This is a genomic window from Mycobacterium sp. IS-1496, assembly GCF_001499995.1.
GTDB lineage: Bacteria > Actinomycetota > Actinomycetes > Mycobacteriales > Mycobacteriaceae > Mycobacterium.
On the sequence record NZ_LQIU01000009.1, the window covers coordinates 61,768 to 77,761 of the forward strand.

The 15,994-nt window shown below is 68.8% G+C and carries 16 protein-coding genes; 8 read left to right on the forward strand and 8 right to left on the reverse strand.

Going from position 1 to position 15,994, the window contains the following annotated elements:
• Nucleotides 1–24: 24 nt before the first annotated feature.
• From AU195_RS06300 to AU195_RS06315, 4 genes are all read left to right on the forward strand, one after another.
• Complete coding sequence (locus AU195_RS06300) at nucleotides 25–2,013, forward strand: prolyl oligopeptidase family serine peptidase (protein WP_059158212.1); 1,989 nt, start codon at nucleotides 25–27, stop codon at nucleotides 2,011–2,013.
• Nucleotides 2,014–2,086: 73 nt separating this feature from the next.
• Nucleotides 2,087–2,569, forward strand: a complete 483-nt coding sequence (locus tag AU195_RS06305; RefSeq protein WP_059158213.1) for a YkgB family protein — start codon at nucleotides 2,087–2,089, stop codon at nucleotides 2,567–2,569.
• 32 nt (nucleotides 2,570–2,601) lie between these two features.
• Nucleotides 2,602–3,237 (forward strand): RNA polymerase sigma factor, encoded by a 636-nt coding sequence (locus tag AU195_RS06310; protein WP_059158214.1) that lies wholly within the window; start codon nucleotides 2,602–2,604, stop codon nucleotides 3,235–3,237.
• On the forward strand, nucleotides 3,237–3,473 hold the full coding sequence (locus tag AU195_RS06315) for an anti-sigma factor family protein (RefSeq protein WP_286149147.1): 237 nt from the start codon (nucleotides 3,237–3,239) through the stop codon (nucleotides 3,471–3,473). Before AU195_RS06310 ends, AU195_RS06315 begins: the two co-directional genes overlap by 1 nt.
• Before the next feature lie 42 nt (nucleotides 3,474–3,515).
• Here AU195_RS06315 and AU195_RS06320 read toward each other — a convergent pair whose 3' ends face one another.
• A complete protein-coding gene (locus AU195_RS06320; RefSeq protein WP_059158256.1) occupies nucleotides 3,516–4,103 on the reverse strand; it encodes a TetR/AcrR family transcriptional regulator in 588 nt (195 codons plus the stop codon).
• Nucleotides 4,104–4,220: 117 nt separating this feature from the next.
• On the opposite strand from AU195_RS06320, the gene AU195_RS06325 reads away from it, so the two are divergent.
• Nucleotides 4,221–5,075 carry an SDR family NAD(P)-dependent oxidoreductase gene (locus AU195_RS06325; protein ID WP_059158215.1) on the forward strand — a complete coding sequence of 285 codons (855 nt, stop codon included), beginning with the start codon at nucleotides 4,221–4,223 and terminating at the stop codon, nucleotides 5,073–5,075.
• On the opposite strand, the gene AU195_RS06330 is transcribed toward AU195_RS06325, so the two are convergent.
• Nucleotides 5,023–6,399 (reverse strand): cytochrome P450, encoded by a 1,377-nt coding sequence (locus AU195_RS06330; RefSeq protein WP_059158216.1) that lies wholly within the window; start codon nucleotides 6,397–6,399, stop codon nucleotides 5,023–5,025. The genes AU195_RS06325 and AU195_RS06330 overlap by 53 nt on opposite strands.
• Before the next feature lie 42 nt (nucleotides 6,400–6,441).
• Between AU195_RS06330 and AU195_RS06335 the strand changes: the two genes are divergently transcribed.
• Nucleotides 6,442–7,338 carry a crotonase/enoyl-CoA hydratase family protein gene (locus tag AU195_RS06335; RefSeq protein WP_059158217.1) on the forward strand — a complete coding sequence of 299 codons (897 nt, stop codon included), beginning with the start codon at nucleotides 6,442–6,444 and terminating at the stop codon, nucleotides 7,336–7,338.
• Here the strand turns inward: AU195_RS06335 and AU195_RS06340 are convergent.
• From AU195_RS06340 to AU195_RS06360, 5 genes are read right to left on the reverse strand one after another with little or no spacing between them, the layout of a single operon-like run.
• Nucleotides 7,318–8,181: a hypothetical protein gene (locus AU195_RS06340; RefSeq protein WP_059158218.1), complete on the reverse strand. Its 864-nt coding sequence runs from the start codon at nucleotides 8,179–8,181 to the stop codon at nucleotides 7,318–7,320. The two genes, AU195_RS06335 and AU195_RS06340, sit on opposite strands and share 21 nt — an antisense overlap.
• Nucleotides 8,182–8,198: 17 nt before the next feature.
• The gene (locus tag AU195_RS06345) at nucleotides 8,199–9,716 is read right to left on the reverse strand and encodes an aldehyde dehydrogenase family protein (protein ID WP_059158219.1); all 1,518 of its coding nucleotides are present in this window, start codon (nucleotides 9,714–9,716) and stop codon (nucleotides 8,199–8,201) included.
• Nucleotides 9,717–9,769: 53 nt separating this feature from the next.
• Nucleotides 9,770–10,309: a phosphatase PAP2 family protein gene (locus tag AU195_RS06350; protein WP_059158220.1), complete on the reverse strand. Its 540-nt coding sequence runs from the start codon at nucleotides 10,307–10,309 to the stop codon at nucleotides 9,770–9,772.
• A gap of 1 nt (nucleotide 10,310) precedes the next feature.
• Nucleotides 10,311–10,829 (reverse strand): mycothiol transferase, encoded by a 519-nt coding sequence (locus AU195_RS06355; RefSeq protein ID WP_059158221.1) that lies wholly within the window; start codon nucleotides 10,827–10,829, stop codon nucleotides 10,311–10,313.
• A 23-nt stretch (nucleotides 10,830–10,852) separates the two neighbouring features.
• Nucleotides 10,853–11,242 carry a VOC family protein gene (locus tag AU195_RS06360; RefSeq protein WP_059094689.1) on the reverse strand — a complete coding sequence of 130 codons (390 nt, stop codon included), beginning with the start codon at nucleotides 11,240–11,242 and terminating at the stop codon, nucleotides 10,853–10,855.
• A gap of 22 nt (nucleotides 11,243–11,264) precedes the next feature.
• Here AU195_RS06360 and AU195_RS06365 point away from each other — a divergent pair, with 22 nt between their 5' ends.
• Together AU195_RS06365 and AU195_RS06370 are read left to right on the forward strand one after the other, a co-directional pair.
• Nucleotides 11,265–12,989, forward strand: coding sequence for an N-acyl-D-amino-acid deacylase family protein (locus AU195_RS06365; RefSeq protein ID WP_059158222.1), 1,725 nt, complete (start codon nucleotides 11,265–11,267; stop codon nucleotides 12,987–12,989).
• 63 nt (nucleotides 12,990–13,052) lie between these two features.
• On the forward strand, nucleotides 13,053–14,204 hold the full coding sequence (locus AU195_RS06370) for an AI-2E family transporter (protein ID WP_082702981.1): 1,152 nt from the start codon (nucleotides 13,053–13,055) through the stop codon (nucleotides 14,202–14,204).
• Here AU195_RS06370 and groL read toward each other — a convergent pair.
• Nucleotides 14,201–15,826, reverse strand: a complete 1,626-nt coding sequence (groL, locus tag AU195_RS06375; RefSeq protein ID WP_059094611.1) for a chaperonin GroEL — start codon at nucleotides 15,824–15,826, stop codon at nucleotides 14,201–14,203. The genes AU195_RS06370 and groL overlap by 4 nt on opposite strands.
• Nucleotides 15,827–15,994: the final 168 nt, after the last annotated feature.

A 15,994-nucleotide genomic window follows, 5' to 3' on the forward strand; every position in this document is an offset into this window, starting at 1 on the left:
CCGGCGTTCGCGCAGAATGGGGGCGTGACTGACGACGCGTACCTGTGGCTCGAGGACATCACCGGCGACGACGCCCTGGACTGGGTGCGACGGCACAACGAGCCGACCCTGGCCGACCTCGGTGGTGAGCGCTTCGAGCAGATGCGCAGCGAGGCGCTCGAGGTGCTCGACACCGACGCCCGCATCCCCTACGTCCGACGGCGCGGGGAGCACCTCTACAACTTCTGGCGCGATGCGGCGAACCCGCGGGGCTTGTGGCGGCGCACCACGCTGGAGAGCTACCGCACCGAGGAACCGGCCTGGGAGGTGGTCATCGACGTCGACGAGCTCGCCCGCGCCGACGACGAGAACTGGGTGTGGGCCGGGGCCGATGTCCTCGAACCCGACCACACGCGCGCGTTGGTCAGCCTCTCGCGCGGCGGTGCGGATGCCGCGATCGTGCGCGAATTCGACATGGAGGCAATGCAGTTCGTCGCCGACGGGTTCGAGCTTCCCGAGGCCAAGACGGCGATCTCCTGGGAAGACCCCGACACCGTGCTGGTGGGCACCGATTTCGGGGACGGTGCGCTGACCGACTCCGGGTATCCGCGACTGGTCAAGCGGTGGCGCCGCGGCACACCGCTGGCCGAGGCCGAGACGGTCTACAGCGGTGAGCCGACCGACGTCATCGTCACCGCGTCGGTGGACCGGACCCCGGGGTTCGAGCGCACCATGGTGCGCCGCGCTGTCGACTTCTTCAACGACGAGGTCCACGAGCTGCGCGACGGCGAACTGAGCCGCATCGACGCCCCGACCGACGCGACGGTGTCGGTGCACCGCGAGTGGCTGCTGATCGAGTTGCGCAGCGACTGGCGGGACTACCGGGCCGGCTCGCTGCTCGCCGCGAAGTACGACGAATACCGCAGCGGCACAGGGGAACTACAGGTGGTGTTCGAGCCCGACGAGCACACGTGCCTGCACCACTACGCGTGGACGCGCGACCGACTCGTCGTCGTCACCCTCGCCGACGTGGCGAGCCGCGTCGAGGTGTACACCCCGGGCGAGTGGACGTCGCTGCCCGTCCCCGGACTGCCCGACAACACCAACACCGTGATCGTGGCCGCCGACGACCTCGGCGACGAGATCTTCCTGGACTCCAGCGGATTCGACACCCCGTCGCGGTTGCTGCACGGCACCGCGGGTGGCGAGCTCGCCGAGATCAAGCGCGCCCCATCGTTCTTCGACGCCGCCGACCTCAAGGTCGACCAGCACTTCGCCACGTCGGCCGACGGCACCAAGATCCCGTACTTCGTGGTCGACCACCGGCACAAACAGGCCCCCGGGCCGACGCTGCTGGGTGGGTATGGCGGCTTCGAGGTGGCGCGGACACCCGGCTATGACGGCGTGCTGGGCCGGCTGTGGTTGTCACGCGGGGGCACCTACGTACTGGCGAACATCCGCGGCGGCGGGGAGTACGGACCGACGTGGCACACCCAGGCCATGCGGGAGGGCCGGCACCTCGTCGGTGAGGATTTCGCGGCCGTGGCGGCGGATCTCGTGGACCGCGGCATCACCACGGTCGAGCAGCTGGGCGCCCAGGGCGGCAGCAACGGCGGTCTACTCATGGGGATCATGCTCACGCAGTACCCGGAGTTGTTCGGCGGTCTGGTGTGCAGCGTGCCGCTGCTGGACATGCGCCGGTTCCACCTGCTGCTGGCCGGAGCGTCGTGGGTGGCCGAGTACGGCAACCCCGACGACGCGGAAGACTGGGAGTTCATCTCGAAATACTCTCCCTACCAGAATATCTCGGCCGACCGCCGGTATCCGCCGGTGTTGATCACGACGTCGACGCGCGACGACCGGGTGCACCCCGGGCATGCGCGGAAGATGACCGCGGCACTCGAAGACGCCGGGCAACCGGTGCAGTACTACGAGAACATCGAGGGCGGCCACGGCGGCGCCGCGGACAACTCGCAGGCGGCGTTCCGCGCGGCGCTGATCTACGAGTTCCTGTGGCGCAAGTTGGGTGGGTAGCGGCGCGGTGTAACGGATGGCGGGTGGCAGTGCACTACAGCGTGTACTGCACCGCCATTCGAGAGGAACGATCATGTCGACCTTCACCGCACCCACCACGTTGTCCACCAGGGTCCTGCCGGTCATCGACCGGTTGGGGACCGCACTCCCCCGCTACGGCCTCGTGGTCGTCATCGCCTGGATCGGGTTGATGAAGTTCACGGCCTTCGAAGCCAACGGCATCCAGCCACTCGTCGCGAACAGCCCGTTCATGAGCTGGGCGTACGGCATCTTCTCGGCCACCACGTTCTCGGCGCTGCTTGGCGTCGTCGAGGTCGCGGCCGCGGTTCTGCTGGCGGTCAAGCCCTGGTGGCCGCGTCTCTCGGCGATCGGCAGCGTCATCGCGATCGGCCTGTTCGTCGCGACCCTGAGCTTCCTGTTCACCACGCCCGGCGTCTTCGAGGCCTCCGCGGGCGGCTTCCCGCTGCTGTCGGCCACCGGCCAGTTCCTGATCAAGGACGTCGCGCTGCTGGGTGTCTCGGTATGGACCTTGGCCGATGCGCTGAAGCGCCGGTAGACCGCCTGTTGAGCGCATACGCTCGGCCCCAGATGACCCGGCAGAGACTCGACGAGAGCGACCTCATCGCGGCGCTACGACACCGCGATGAGGCCGCGTTCGCCGAACTGGTCGACCGCCACTCACCCTCGATGCTGCGGGTGGCCCGCGGATACGTCCGCACACACGAGACCGCCGAGGAAGTCGTCCAGGACACCTGGATGGCGCTACTCAAGGGCATCGACAGGTTCGAGGGCCGATCATCCCTGCGCACATGGCTTTTCACTGTGCTGATCAACATTGCGAAGGCGCGGGGCACCCGTGAGCACCGCGATGGCGAAGCGGTGGCCCGCGCGTATGGCAGCGCGGCGGTCGATCCGGCACGCTTTCGCCCTGCCGGCGACGAATGGGCCGGTCATTGGCGTGACGCCGAGACCCCCGCACCGTTCCCCGACACCCCCGAAGGTTCGGCGCTGGGACACGAACTGACCGACGTGGCCCGCCGAGCGCTCGACCGGCTGCCGGAACGGCAACGGATGGTTGTGACGCTGCGCGACATGCTCGGCTTCGAATCCGAGGAAGTTCGCGACCTCCTCGACCTGAGCGTGGCCAACCAGCGAGTGCTGCTCCATCGCGGCCGGTCAGCCGTGCGGCAGGTGCTCGAGGACTACATGAAAGACGTGACCTGATGACCGGAGCGATGAATTGCAACGAACTCGTCGAGCTCGTGACGGCCTACCTCGACGAGTCGCTCGATCTCGAGACACGGGCCCGGTTCGACGTGCACCTGCTCGACTGCGACGGCTGCACGAACTACCTGCAACAGTTCCGCACCACCGTCCGGACGGTGGGCCGGATCCAGGACGACGACCTCGACCCCGCGTTCCGGAACCGCCTTCTCGACGCATTCAGGGAATGGGACTGAGCCGCCCCGACGCAGTGTTCACCAGCAGGTGCGTTCACCGGCTCATCGTTCGGACCGGATGTCTCGGCCGTGCGGCGTGCGCAATCCCAGCGTGCGCCGCCCGGCCGCGAGCAACGCGTCGCGCAGTTCCGCCTCGTCGACGCCGCCGTAGTCGACGCCCGCGGCCGATGCGATCCCGGACATGACCAGCGCGGCTTTCACCTGCCCGCCCAACCCGGGTTCGACGGCGGCGAACACTGCCATCTGGCGGTCGACGACCGCACCCCAGTCGGTGCGGATCCTCAGCAGGGCGACCACGCCGGGGTCGCCGGTGAGCAGGGGGATCAACTCGCGGTGCGACGCGGCGAGCGCGGCGTAGCCGGCGAGCAGGTGTTCGGCGCGGGCACGGGGTCCGGTACGGGCTTCCGCAGCGTTGACGAGCGCGGTCACCTCGGCGATGAGCGGTTCCATCACAGCGCTCAGCAGCTCGTCGCGGGTGCGGAAGTGGTGGTAGATGGCGGACTTCGTCAGACCGAGCTCATCGGAGATCATCTGCAGAGACGTGCCGGCCACGCTGTGCTGTTGGAACAACCCGATCGCTGTGTCGATGAGACGCTGCCGGGTCGGCCCCCCGGGTGTCTGACCGCTCACACCGTGCACTTTACCTGACCATTCGTACAGCAATGTGCTGTACGTTTGGTCAGGTGACGCCTGTATGTCTGGTCGGGAGACGGCGGCCAGGCCGAGGCCACATCACTGAGGAGGACCATGTCAACTGACTTCGGCTCGAGGGACCACAGGGCGTTCGACCTGTCCGGCAAGGTCGTCGTCGTGGTCGGAGCGGGGCAGAGCCCCGGCCCCGGCATGGGCAACGGACGGGCCATCTCGCTGCTGGCCGCGCGCCACGGCGCAGAGGTCGTGGCCGTCGACCTGAACGCCGCGGCAGTGAAGGAGACCGTCGAGATGATCATCGCCGAAGGCGGCAGTGCCTACGCCGTCGAAGCGAACGTCGCCGACAAGGACGACTGTCGACGCATCTTCGACACGGCGATGGAGACGAGCGGCCGGATCGACGGCATGGTCTACAGCGTGGCGACCAACCCGCCGTTCGACTTCGAGACGAACTCGATGACCGTCGCGAACTTCAACCTCGGCATCAACGTCAACATGCTGGGCTGCTACTACTGCAATCTCTTTGCCGCACAGTGCATGGAGCGTAACGACGGTGACACGACCGGCAGCATCGTCAACATCTCGTCGATCGCCAGCGTGAAGAACGAGCTCGGCCTGAACATCGGCATCATGCCCTACGCCCTCGGCAAGGCCGGGCTCAACCAGATCACCGAACTCACCGCCGTGCAGTACGCGGAGGCGGGCATTCGCGCCAACACGTTGATGCTGGGACCGATCAATTCTGTCTTGGCGAACCGAGATTCCCAGTCGTTGTTCGGCTTGGACGCAGACGAGGCGACCGCGCGGCACAACGAGGTGGTCAAGCTCAAGATGGGCCGGGGCAGCGTGTGGGAGAGCGCTTACGCGGCGGTGTATCTGCTCGCCGACGAATCGCGGTTCATGACCGGCCAGCAGATTCGGCTCGATGGGGGCGCGACTCTGGTGCGGTGACCGGCGCAGCGGTGAACTCCACCCCGTACTGGTTCAGCGTCACCGGCAGCGGCTCGTCCGCCGACAGCTGCGGCGTCGACGACAACCGGAAGTCCAAGGCGCTCAACAGCTTCGCCAACAGCGTGCTCGTCGTGAACAGGACCAGGTTGCGTCCGGGACACTCGGCGGGTCCGGCGGAGAACGGCACCAACTGCGGATAGGAGCGGGCGCGTCCGTCGAGCCAGATGTCGGGCACGAAGTCGTGCGCGAACGGCAGCAGGTCGGGGTCGCGGTGGAACGCGGGTGTCACGATCATCACTCCGGCGCCCTTCTCGATGGTGATCGCACCGTCACGCCACGTGGTGTCCTCGGTCGTATCCCGCAGAATCGTCGGCGTGGTCGGCCACAACCGCACCGACTCCAGCACGCATGCCCGCAGGAACGGCCGCAGCCGCAGCTGATCGGGTTCGGCGGCGTCCTCGATCGCCCGGACCATGGCCACGGAATGGGTGGCCAGTGCGGCCAGCGCGCGCACCTGCGCCATCCCCGCTGCGTCGAAGGCGAACAACCACTGCGGCAACTGGCCCACCGGGTCCACCGCACCGCAGGTGGGCACCTCGGCCACCGCGGCCGCCAGCGTGCCGATCTGGGGATCCTCGACGTACTCGTAGAGCCGCTCGAGGAACTTCGCGCGCTTGCGGTAGTGCGGGAGCGACAGGAACGACCAGTTCCCCGCCCTGCGCAGGCGGAGCAGGGCGTCGGTGATCTCTTCGTCGTCGCGGGCGCGGTCACCCAGCGCGACCCGGCGCACGATCCGCCACCACGCGGCCATGAACTGATCGGCGTCCATGGTCCCGCGCGCCGTCACCGCCTCCACCAGTTCCTGCGCCTCCGCGGTGATCACGTCCGCGAACGCGCCGGCGAGCCGATGCATCTCGGCACCCGAGTCGAGTGCGGAGTCGTTGAGGGCGCGGCGCTGCTGACGGATCGGGCCCTGCGAGATCAGCACGCCGTGGGGCTGGAACCACTCGAGGGCCTTGCGCTTCTCGCGGTTGGCCGGGTGGAACGGGTCGGGCGCTCCGGCGAGCACCCGGTCGACGTCGTCGGGGTCGAGCACCACCACCATGCGCCGGCCCGGAAGCACCAGCTCGACGGGCCCCGCGCCGAACTCCTCCCGCAACTGCTGCATCCGGCGGACCGCCCTGGCGTCGGCCTGCACGGTTTCCAGTGCCCGGACCGCGGGTTTGCGCCGTGCGATCACCCCGGCGGCGATCGACGCCGAGCCCAGGTCGGCCAGCGTCGCGGCGGCCCTCGCCCCGGTCAGTCGATGCGCACTCGCTCCCATGAACTCGCATTTCCCCGGGCCGCACCCTGCCAAACTGCAGGCATGTCCGAGTTCGAGACGCTGCTGTACCGCACCGATGCCGCCGTCGCGACGATCACGCTGAACCGGCCCGATCACCTGAACACGATCGTGCCGCCGATGCCCGACGAGATCGAGGCCGCGATCGCACTCGCCGAGCGGGATCCCCACGTCAAGGTCATCGTGCTACGCGGTGCAGGCCGGGCGTTCTCGGGTGGCTACGACTTCGGCGGCGGCTTCGCGCACTGGGACGAGTCGATGACCAGCGACGGGCGCTGGGACCCGGGAAAGGACTTCGCGTTCGTCACCGGCCGCGCGACCGCACCCACCGGGAAGTTCATGGCGATCTGGCGGGCGTCGAAACCCGTGATCGCGCAGGTGCACGGATGGTGTGTCGGCGGCGCGAGCGACTACGCGCTGTGCGCCGACATCGTGATCGCCAGCGACGACGCGGTCATCGGCACGCCGTACGCCCGGATGTGGGGCGCCTATTTGACCGGCATGTGGCTCTACCGGCTGAGCCTGGCCAAGGTGAAGTGGCATTCGCTGACCGGTGAACCGCTGACCGGCGTGGAGGCCGCGGCGGTCGAACTGATCAACGAGTCGGTGCCGTTCGAGCGGCTCGAGGCGCGGGTGGCCGAGGTGGCCGCGCACCTGTGCCGGATCCCGTTGTCCCAGTTGCAGGCCCAGAAGCTGATCGTCAACCAGGCCTACGAGAACATGGGGCTGGCCTCCACGCAGACCCTCGGCGGCGTCCTCGACGGATTGATGCGCAACACCCCCGAGGCGCTGGAGTTCGTCGCGACGGCCGAGTCACAGGGCGTACGTGCCGCGGTCGAACGCCGCGACGGTCCGTGGGGTGACTACAGCCAGGCTCCCCCGCACCGGCGCCCGGATCCCTCACACGTCATCGAACCCTGACGGGGTGCGCCGAAGACCCCCGAGCATCGAGACCACCACACCGACGACCACGAGCGCCGCTCCGGCGGCCAGCGTCAGGTTGAGCCAGTGGTGCAGGCTGTCCTCGGCGTGCAGGACCATCTCGTCGGCGATCCGGCGGACGTTGCCCTCGGTGCGGTTGAGCGCCGCGTCGAGGTAGCCGTCGGCCACCTCCAGCCCGGCCCATCCGGCCGCGCCGACCAGGAGCGCCGAAACGCCAAGTGCCGCCAGCCCTTTCCCACGCCGGCGTGAAACCGCCAGGGTGAGCAGGGCGCACACCGCGGCCAGCACCGCCAACCCGACGCTGACCCACGGCCCCCACGTCGCCACGGCCTGCAGACGGCCCGGCCGCAGTTCGGGCGACGGCACGGTGACCGGCACCATCAGCGTGTCGGGCACGTCGAGGTCGAGGTTTCCCAGCGTGGCGGCCAGCGACGGATCCGACAGCATCGGTGCGATGTCGATCAGCCACTGATCGTCATTGTTGGCCTGCGGGATGTCGTCGGAGAACATCCAGCGGTGCGCGATGCGGTTGGCCTGCGCGAACTGCCCGGGGAAGCCGGAGTTGCCGGTGTACGCCGACGTCACCTGGTGCACCAGCATCTCGTTGAGGCCGTACCCGCGGTCGGCCGCGAGCTCGGTGATCTGGTCGGTGAGCTCGTCGGCCATCGCGTCCCGCAGGCGCGTCTCGGTGGCCGCGGACTCGGCGAGTTCGGCGTACCCCTGTTCACTGACGAGGTGCTGCTGCGCCCACACCGCGGGCACGGCGGCAGCCAGCAGCACCGTCGTCAGCAGCCACAGCAGGGCTGTCAGGACGAACCGCACGCGGCGGGACCGGCGCCCTACTTGGCCACGCGGCGCGGGCGGATCAACGCGAGCTTGGTCATCATCGTGTTCATCCGCTTGAGCGCCTTGGGCGAGTTGTTGTAGTAGTTGCCACCGGCGCCGACGTTGGTCCGCGGTGCGACCACCGTCTCGATCCGGCAGTACTTGCGCAACCCTTCGGGCCCGCCGAAGCGCGCACCGATGCCCGAGGTCTTCCAGCCGCCCATCGGCGCGGTGGTGCACATCAGGTTGGAGATCACGTCGTTGACATTGACCCCGCCACAATCCAGCTGCAGCGCAACGGCTTTCGCTCGCTCGATGTCCTTCGAGAACACCGCGGCCGACAGGCCGTAGGGGCTGTCGTTGGCCAGGCGGACGGCCTCCTCCACCGACGCGACCTTCATGATCGGCAGCGTGGGGCCGAAGGTCTCCTCGGTCATACACGCCATCGAGTGGTCGACGTCGACGAGCACCGTCGGCTCGTAGAAGCTGCCCGGGCCGGTGCGCCGCTTGCCGCCGGTGAGCGCCTTGGCGCCCTTGGCGATCGCGTCCTCGACGTGCCGTTCGGTGATGGACACCTGACCGTCGTCGATGAGCGCCCCCAAGTCGTTGCCCTCACCGGCGCCCACCTTGAGGTTCTTGACGTCGCGCACCACGGCGTCGACGAACTGGTCGTAGACCGACTCGAGGACGTACACCCGTTCCACCGAGACACACGTCTGGCCGGCGTTGAACATCGCGCCCCACACCGCGGCGTGCGCGGCGAGGTCCACGTCGGCGTCCTCGAGCACGATCATCGGATCCTTGCCGCCGAGTTCGAGGCTGACCGGCGTGAGGCGGCGCGCGGCGCGTTCGGCCACCTTGACGCCCGTGGCGCTGGAACCGGTGAACTGGATGAACTCGGAGTTGTCGATGACGGCCTCGGACACCTCGCGGGCGCCCTGCGCGAGCGCGAGGACCTCGGGGGCGCCGGAGTCCTGCCAGCCGCGCAACAGCAGTTCGGCGGTCAACGGGGTGCGCTCGGACGGCTTGAGCAGCACCGCACACCCGGCGGCCAGGGCGCCGATCGCGTCCATCAGCGCGTTGGCGACGGGGTAGTTCCACGGCGCGATGATCCCGACCACCGACCGCGGCCGGTAGTGCACGGTGATCTTCTTGATCGACAGGAACGGCAGGGCCGCCGGACGCGAATCCGGGGCCAGCGCCTTCTCCATCGTGCGGATGTAGTACGAGGTGATCATGAGGATCAGCGGCACTTCCTGGGCCGCGTCCACGGCCGACTTGCCGGTCTCCTTGATCAGCAGATCCTCGATCTCGGCGCGGTGCTCGCCCAGCCACACCGCGTAGCGGGCCAGCACCTTGGCGCGACCCTTCGCCCCGCGGGCTTCCCAGTCCTTCTGGGCGGTACGCAGGCCGGCGGCGATCCTGGGCACGTCGGCGGGATCGGTCCAGCGCACCTGCCCGGCGACGGCACCTGTCGCCGGATTGCGGATGGTGCTGTTGTCGAGCGCATCAACTTCTGGCGTCGCGGTCATAGGGCTATGTTAACCACCCTTTGTGACCCAGATCGCACCGGGGTTGACACCTGTCAAGTAATGCGGAGAGGTGTGCGCGCGACCAGCCGGGCGGCCACCGCGACGTAGGCGCTGCCGAGCAGCAGGGCGCCCACCGTGTCGGTGAAGTAGTGGAACGACATCCCGACCAGGACCATGCCGACCATGACCGCCACCGCCGCGGACAGCACCGCCCACAACCGCCCGCCGGCCACGAGCACGACCATCCCGGCGACCACCACCAGCGCGGTGATGTGCCCGCTGGGGTAGGCGAGCTCACCGTCGCGGGTGCGGCCGAAGACCCTCTTCAGCAACTGCGCGGAGACGACGGCCACCGGCGGGCACAGCGCCGCCACCACGGCCAGCCGCCACTGCTTCCGCCACAGCGCGTAGGCCACCGCGGCGCCGAGGACCGCCACCTGGACCGGCGCCTCGACGAACGTCAGCACCCGGTCCGGTGCGTCGACGGCCAGCAGCCGGCTGTCGAGCGGCGTCGAACCCTTGCCCACCAGCCAGCCGAGCGCGAACAACCCGGTGACGGCGGCCGCCGGCCACCAATGCAGCGCAGTCCTCATCTCAGCGTGAGATGCCCTGGATGTAGGCGGCCTGACCGAGGTGCTGGGCGCAGTCGTCGATGATGCTGACCAACCGGGCGCCGGCCGTGACCGGCGGGTCCCAGCGGCGGTCGATGATCTCGGCGAGGTCGTCGGGCGTCACGGACGCGATGTAGGCCAACGTCATCTTGTGCACCGCGGAGTAGTAGCCGGCCAGCAGGTCGGCCGAGACCCGCACCTTGCCGACATCGTCGGGGCGGTGGCCGTAGCCGGTGTCGTCGCGCGGCAGATCGAGGGCGAACTGGTCGACCCAGCCCTCCCTGGTCCACACCTGTTCGACGCCGGCGATCTCGCAGAGCTGGGCGTCCTGTACCCGGGCGCTGTGCCACAGCAACCACGCGATGCTGTTGGCCGTCGCGGTCGGACGGTAGAGCGCCACCTCGTCGGTCAGGTCGTCGGTGAGAGCCTCGACGTGCTCGATCAAGCGGGTGAACGAGTCACGCAGCAGTTCGCGGGCGGCGGCCGCATCCGAGTCAGGCATACCGCCAACCTACCCAGCGAACGTCAGGTGCGCGGCCCACCGCCGTGGAAGACGGCCTCGACGTTGTTGCCGTCCGGGTCGCGGACGAACGCACCGTAGTAGTTCTCGTGATACTCCGGCCACAGCCGCGGCTCGTGCAGGGGTTCGGCGCCGAGCGCCAGCGCGGTGCGGTAGAACGCCTGCACGCTCTCGGGGTCCTTGGCCGCGAACCCGACGTGGATCTCGCGGTTCGGCCCGGGCACGTTGCCTGCGTTCATATCGGCGATCCAGAAATCGGGATGGCCCTCGGTGCCGTAACCGACGGCCACCCCGAAATCCATCTGGCGCGTGTAGCCCAGGACGCCGAGCACCTTGTCGTAGAACTCTTTTGACCTGTCGAAGTCGGCGCAGTTGATTCCGAAGTGATCGATCACCCTGTCACCGTACATTCGGGGTATGACATTGGATCTCGTCATCCGCAACGGCACGATCGTCGACGGCCTGGGCGGTGAACCGTACGTCGGCGACGTCGCGGTGAGCGGCGGGGTGATCACCTCGGTCGGCGCCGTCGAGGAGCGCGGCGAGCGGGAGATCGACGCCACCGGCCTGCTCGTCACGCCGGGTTTCGTCGATCTGCACACCCACTACGACGGGCAGGCCATCTGGTCGGACCGGATGACGCCGTCGTCGGCGCACGGGGTGACCACCGCGGTGATGGGCAACTGCGGTGTGGGTTTCGCGCCGTGCCGGCCGGAGGACCACGACGTGCTCGTCGACGTGATGGCAGGCGTCGAGGACATCCCCGGGGTGGTGATGGTCGACGGGTTGCCGTGGGACTGGGAGACGTTCCCGCAGTACCTCGACGCGGTCGACGCGCGCGCCCGCGACATCGACGTGGCGGCGTACCTGCCGCATTCACCACTGCGGGTGTACACGATGGGTCAGCGGGGGGCGGACCGCGAACCGGCCACCGAGGAGGACCTGGCGCGGATGCGGTCGCTGGCCAGGGAGGCGGTCGAGGCCGGTGCACTCGGGTTCGCCTCGTCGCGGTTCGCACTGCACAAGACCTCGAGCGGATCGCCGATCCCGACCTACGACGCGGCGCAGGCCGAGATCGCGGCGATCGCGGCGGGAGTCGCCGACGGCGGCGGCGGGCTGTTGCAGTTCGTCCCGGACATCCCGGCCGGCGGGTACGAGACGGTGCTGCGGCAGGTGTTCGAGGTCGCCGCGGACGTCGGTCTGCCGGTGACGTTCTCGCTTCTCACGGGCAACACCGGCGATCCGGTCTGGCCGCAGGCGATGAACCTGGTCGAGAAGTTCAACTCCGCGGGCGCATCCGTCACCGCGCAGATGTTCCCCCGGCCGATCGGCATGGTGATCGGCCTCGAGGTGAGCGGCAACCCGTTCGTCATGTACCCGAGCTATCAGGAGATCGTCGGGCTGCCGCTGGCCGAACGCGTCGCCGAGATGCGTAAACCCGAAGTGCGCGAACGCATCCTGAACGACAAGCCGTCGAATCCGGGGCATCCCCTGATGTTCATGGTGCAGGCGTGGAACTGGATCTTCCCGCTCGGCGACGACCCCGACTACGAGCCGGCCGCATCGACGTCCATCGCGGCCCGCGCCGCGGCGCGCGGGGTGAGCCCCGTCGAGGAGGCCTACGACCGGCTGCTCGACGACGACGGGCACGCCATGATGCTGCTCGCGTTGGGCAACTACGAGAACAACTCGCTCGACACCGTCGGGCAACTGATGCGCCGCGACGACGTGGTGCTCGGCCTCGGCGACGGCGGCGCGCATTACGGGATGATCTGCGACGCAAGCTTTCCCACGTTCCTGCTGGCGCACTGGGCGCGGGACCGGGCCGCCGGGCGGTTGTCGGTCCCCGAGGCGGTGCGCGAACTGACGTCGATCCCCGCGGGTGTCGCGGGGCTGGCCGACCGCGGCCGCATCGCCGTCGGGTACAAGGCCGATCTGAACGTCATCGACCATGCCGCCCTGCGTCTGCACAAGCCCGTCGTCGTCCACGATCTGCCCGCCGGGGGTAAGCGCCTCGACCAGACCGCGGACGGCTACGTCGCCACGGTGGTCAGCGGCGTGGTGATCGCCGAACGCGGGGTGCCGACCGAGGCGCGGCCCGGCAAGCTGATCCGTGGACGGCAACCGGCACCGGCGGCCTGACGCCCACGAAACCCACTGAGGGACAGCTGAACTGAGATTCGGCCAGATGGGTAGTCTCAGACGATGCACACTGCCCCCTCCCCTGACCCGGTCCTCGACGCGGTTCCCCCACTAGTACGCAAGGCCTCGGCGTGGTCGTGGCGGCTGCTCGTCATCGGCGCCGCGGTCGTGGCGCTGGTCTGGCTGATCGCCCAGGTCCAGATGATCGTGGTCTCGGTCGCCATCGCGATCATCCTGACGGTGCTGCTGGTGCCGCCCGTCGACCGGCTGGTCCGGTGGGGCGCTCCCCGTGGCGTCGCCGTGGCCGCCGTACTGCTGGCCAGCATCGCCCTGCTCGGCGGCATCCTCACCTTCGTCGTCACCCAGTTCATCAAGGGCCTGCCTGCGCTGGGCGGTGAGGTCACGCGCAGCATCGACGCGGTGACGGACTGGCTCACCGACGGGCCGCTCGGCCTGAGCCGGGATCAGATCGACAACTTCGCCAACTCGGCGATCACGGCGGTGCAGGACAATCAGCAGCGGTTGACCACCGGTGCACTGTCCACGGCGGCGACCGTGACGCAGATCGTCAGCGGCGCGTTCCTCGTGTTGTTCACGGTGATCTTCCTGCTGCACGGCGGGCGGAACGTCTGGCAGTTCGTCACCAAGATCGTGCCGGCCGGCACGCGGGAACGTGTCAGGGACGCCGGACGCGTCGGCCTCGGTTCGCTGACCGGCTTCGTGCGGGCCACCTTCCTGGTCGCGCTCGTCGACGCCGTCGGCATCGGTGTCGGCCTGGTGGTGCTGGGTGTGCCGCTGGCCCTGCCGCTCGCCTCGCTGGTGTTCCTGGGCGCGTTCATCCCGGTCATCGGTGCGGTGGTCACCGGCTTCCTCGCCGTGATCGTCGCACTGCTGGCCAAGGGGTTCGTGACCGCCGCGATCGTGCTGCTGATCGTGCTGGCGGTGCAGCAACTCGAGGGCAACGTCCTGCAGCCGCTGATGATGGGCCGGGCGGTGCAACTGCATCCGCTGGCGGTGCTCCTGGTGATCTCGGCGGGCGCGGTACTCGCCGGGATCGTCGGCGCCCTGCTGGCCGTCCCGCTGCTGGCGTTCCTCAACAGCGCCGTCCGGCACCTGCTCGCCGACGAGCGCGAGCACGCCGAACCCGCACCGGCCCCGGACACGGAAAAGCCCGGCCCCGCGAACGGGACCGGGCCTTCTCCAGAAAGGACTTAGAAGTCCATACCGCCCATGCCACCGGTCGGGTCGCCGGCGGGTGCGGCGGCCTTCTCCGGCTTGTCGGCGACGACGGCCTCGGTGGTGAGGAAGAGCGCCGCGATCGAGGCTGCGTTCTGCAGCGCCGAGCGGGTCACCTTCACCGGGTCGGCCACGCCGGCCTTGAGCAGATCCTCGTACTCACCGGTCGCGGCGTTCAGGCCGGTGCCGGCGGGCGAGTTGGTGACCTTCTCGGCGACGACGCCGGGCTCGAGGCCACCGTTGAAGGCGATCTGCTTGAGCGGGGCCGACAGCGCGACGCGCACGATGTTGGCACCGGTCGCCTCGTCACCGCTGAGGTTGAGCTCCTCGAGCGACGGGGCGGACTGCAGCAGCGCCACGCCGCCACCGGCGACGATGCCCTCCTCGACGGCCGCCTTCGCGTTGCGGACGGCGTCCTCGATGCGGTGCTTGCGCTCCTTGAGCTCCACCTCGGTGGCAGCGCCGGCCTTGATCACCGCAACACCGCCGGCCAGCTTGGCCAGGCGCTCCTGCAGCTTCTCGCGGTCGTAGTCCGAGTCGCTGTTCTCGATCTCGGCGCGGATCTGAGCCACCCGGCCCTGGATGGCCTCGGCGTCGCCGGCACCTTCCACGATGGTGGTCTCGTCCTTGGTGATGACGACCTTGCGGGCCTGGCCGAGCAGCGAGATGTCGGCGGTCTCCAGGGAGAGGCCGACCTCTTCGCTGATGACCTGACCACCGGTGAGGATGGCCATGTCCTGCAGCATCGCCTTGCGGCGGTCACCGAAGCCCGGGGCCTTGACGGCGACGGACTTGAAGGTGCCGCGGATCTTGTTCACGACCAGGGTCGACAGGGCCTCGCCCTCGACGTCCTCGGCGATGATCAGCAGCGGCTTGCCGGACTGGATGACCTTCTCCAGCAGGGGGAGCAGATCCTTGACGGTCGAGATCTTCGACGACACCAGCAGGATGTAGGGATCCTCGAGGACCGCTTCCTGACGCTCGGCGTCGGTCACGAAGTAACCCGAGATGTAGCCCTTGTCGAAGCGCATACCCTCGGTGAGCTCGAGCTGCAGGCCGAAGGTGTTGGACTCCTCGACGGTGATGACACCCTCGTTGCCGACCTTGTCCATGGCCTCGGCGATCAGGTCGCCGATGGACTGGTCACCGGCGGAGATACCGGCGGTGGCAGCGATCTGCTCCTTGGTCTCGACCTCCTTGGCCGACTTCAGCAGCGTCTCGGTGACCTTCTCGACGGCCTTCTCGATGCCGCGCTTCAGACCGAGCGGGTTGGCACCGGCGGCCACGTTGCGCAGACCCTCGCGGACGAGCGCCTGGGCCAGCACGGTGGCGGTGGTGGTGCCGTCGCCTGCGACGTCGTCGGTCTTCTTGGCGACCTCTTTGACCAGCTCGGCGCCGATCTTCTCGTACGGGTCCTCCAGCTCGATCTCCTTGGCGATGGACACGCCATCGTTGGTGATCGTGGGGGCGCCCCACTTCTTCTCCAGAACGACGTTGCGACCCTTGGGGCCCAGCGTCACCTTCACGGCGTCAGCGAGGGCGTTGAGGCCCCGCTCGAGGCCGCGACGGGCCTCTTCGTCGTACGCAATTGTCTTGGCCATTGCGAAGTGTTTCCTCCGATAACGGATGCACGTTCTCGTCGGTCGGATCCAGTGCCCGCGACGGACGGCTTGGGTGTGCCCCGCAGGTGCGGACCCTCGCCTCACCGTCCCGACCTAGCACTCACCGGTCGCGAGTGCCAATTGCATTCTTAGCACTCGGCCAGGGAG

Bases quoted from the DNA above. Each gene is read 5' to 3' on its own strand.
- AU195_RS06345 (WP_059158219.1), bottom strand. From the start codon at position 9,716: ATGACCGCGACGCCAGAAGTTGATGCGCTCGACAACAGCACCATCCGC.
- AU195_RS06310 (WP_059158214.1), top strand. From the start codon at position 2,602: ATGACCCGGCAGAGACTCGACGAGAGCGACCTCATCGCGGCGCTACGA.
- AU195_RS06330 (WP_059158216.1), bottom strand. From the start codon at position 6,399: ATGGGAGCGAGTGCGCATCGACTGACCGGGGCGAGGGCCGCCGCGACG.
- AU195_RS06370 (WP_082702981.1), top strand. From the start codon at position 13,053: ATGCACACTGCCCCCTCCCCTGACCCGGTCCTCGACGCGGTTCCCCCA.
- AU195_RS06355 (WP_059158221.1), bottom strand. From the start codon at position 10,829: ATGCCTGACTCGGATGCGGCCGCCGCCCGCGAACTGCTGCGTGACTCG.
- AU195_RS06365 (WP_059158222.1), top strand. From the start codon at position 11,265: ATGACATTGGATCTCGTCATCCGCAACGGCACGATCGTCGACGGCCTG.
- AU195_RS06305 (WP_059158213.1), top strand. From the start codon at position 2,087: ATGTCGACCTTCACCGCACCCACCACGTTGTCCACCAGGGTCCTGCCG.
- AU195_RS06350 (WP_059158220.1), bottom strand. From the start codon at position 10,309: ATGAGGACTGCGCTGCATTGGTGGCCGGCGGCCGCCGTCACCGGGTTG.
- AU195_RS06315 (WP_286149147.1), top strand. From the start codon at position 3,237: ATGACCGGAGCGATGAATTGCAACGAACTCGTCGAGCTCGTGACGGCC.
- groL (WP_059094611.1), bottom strand. From the start codon at position 15,826: ATGGCCAAGACAATTGCGTACGACGAAGAGGCCCGTCGCGGCCTCGAG.
- AU195_RS06325 (WP_059158215.1), top strand. From the start codon at position 4,221: ATGTCAACTGACTTCGGCTCGAGGGACCACAGGGCGTTCGACCTGTCC.
- AU195_RS06335 (WP_059158217.1), top strand. From the start codon at position 6,442: ATGTCCGAGTTCGAGACGCTGCTGTACCGCACCGATGCCGCCGTCGCG.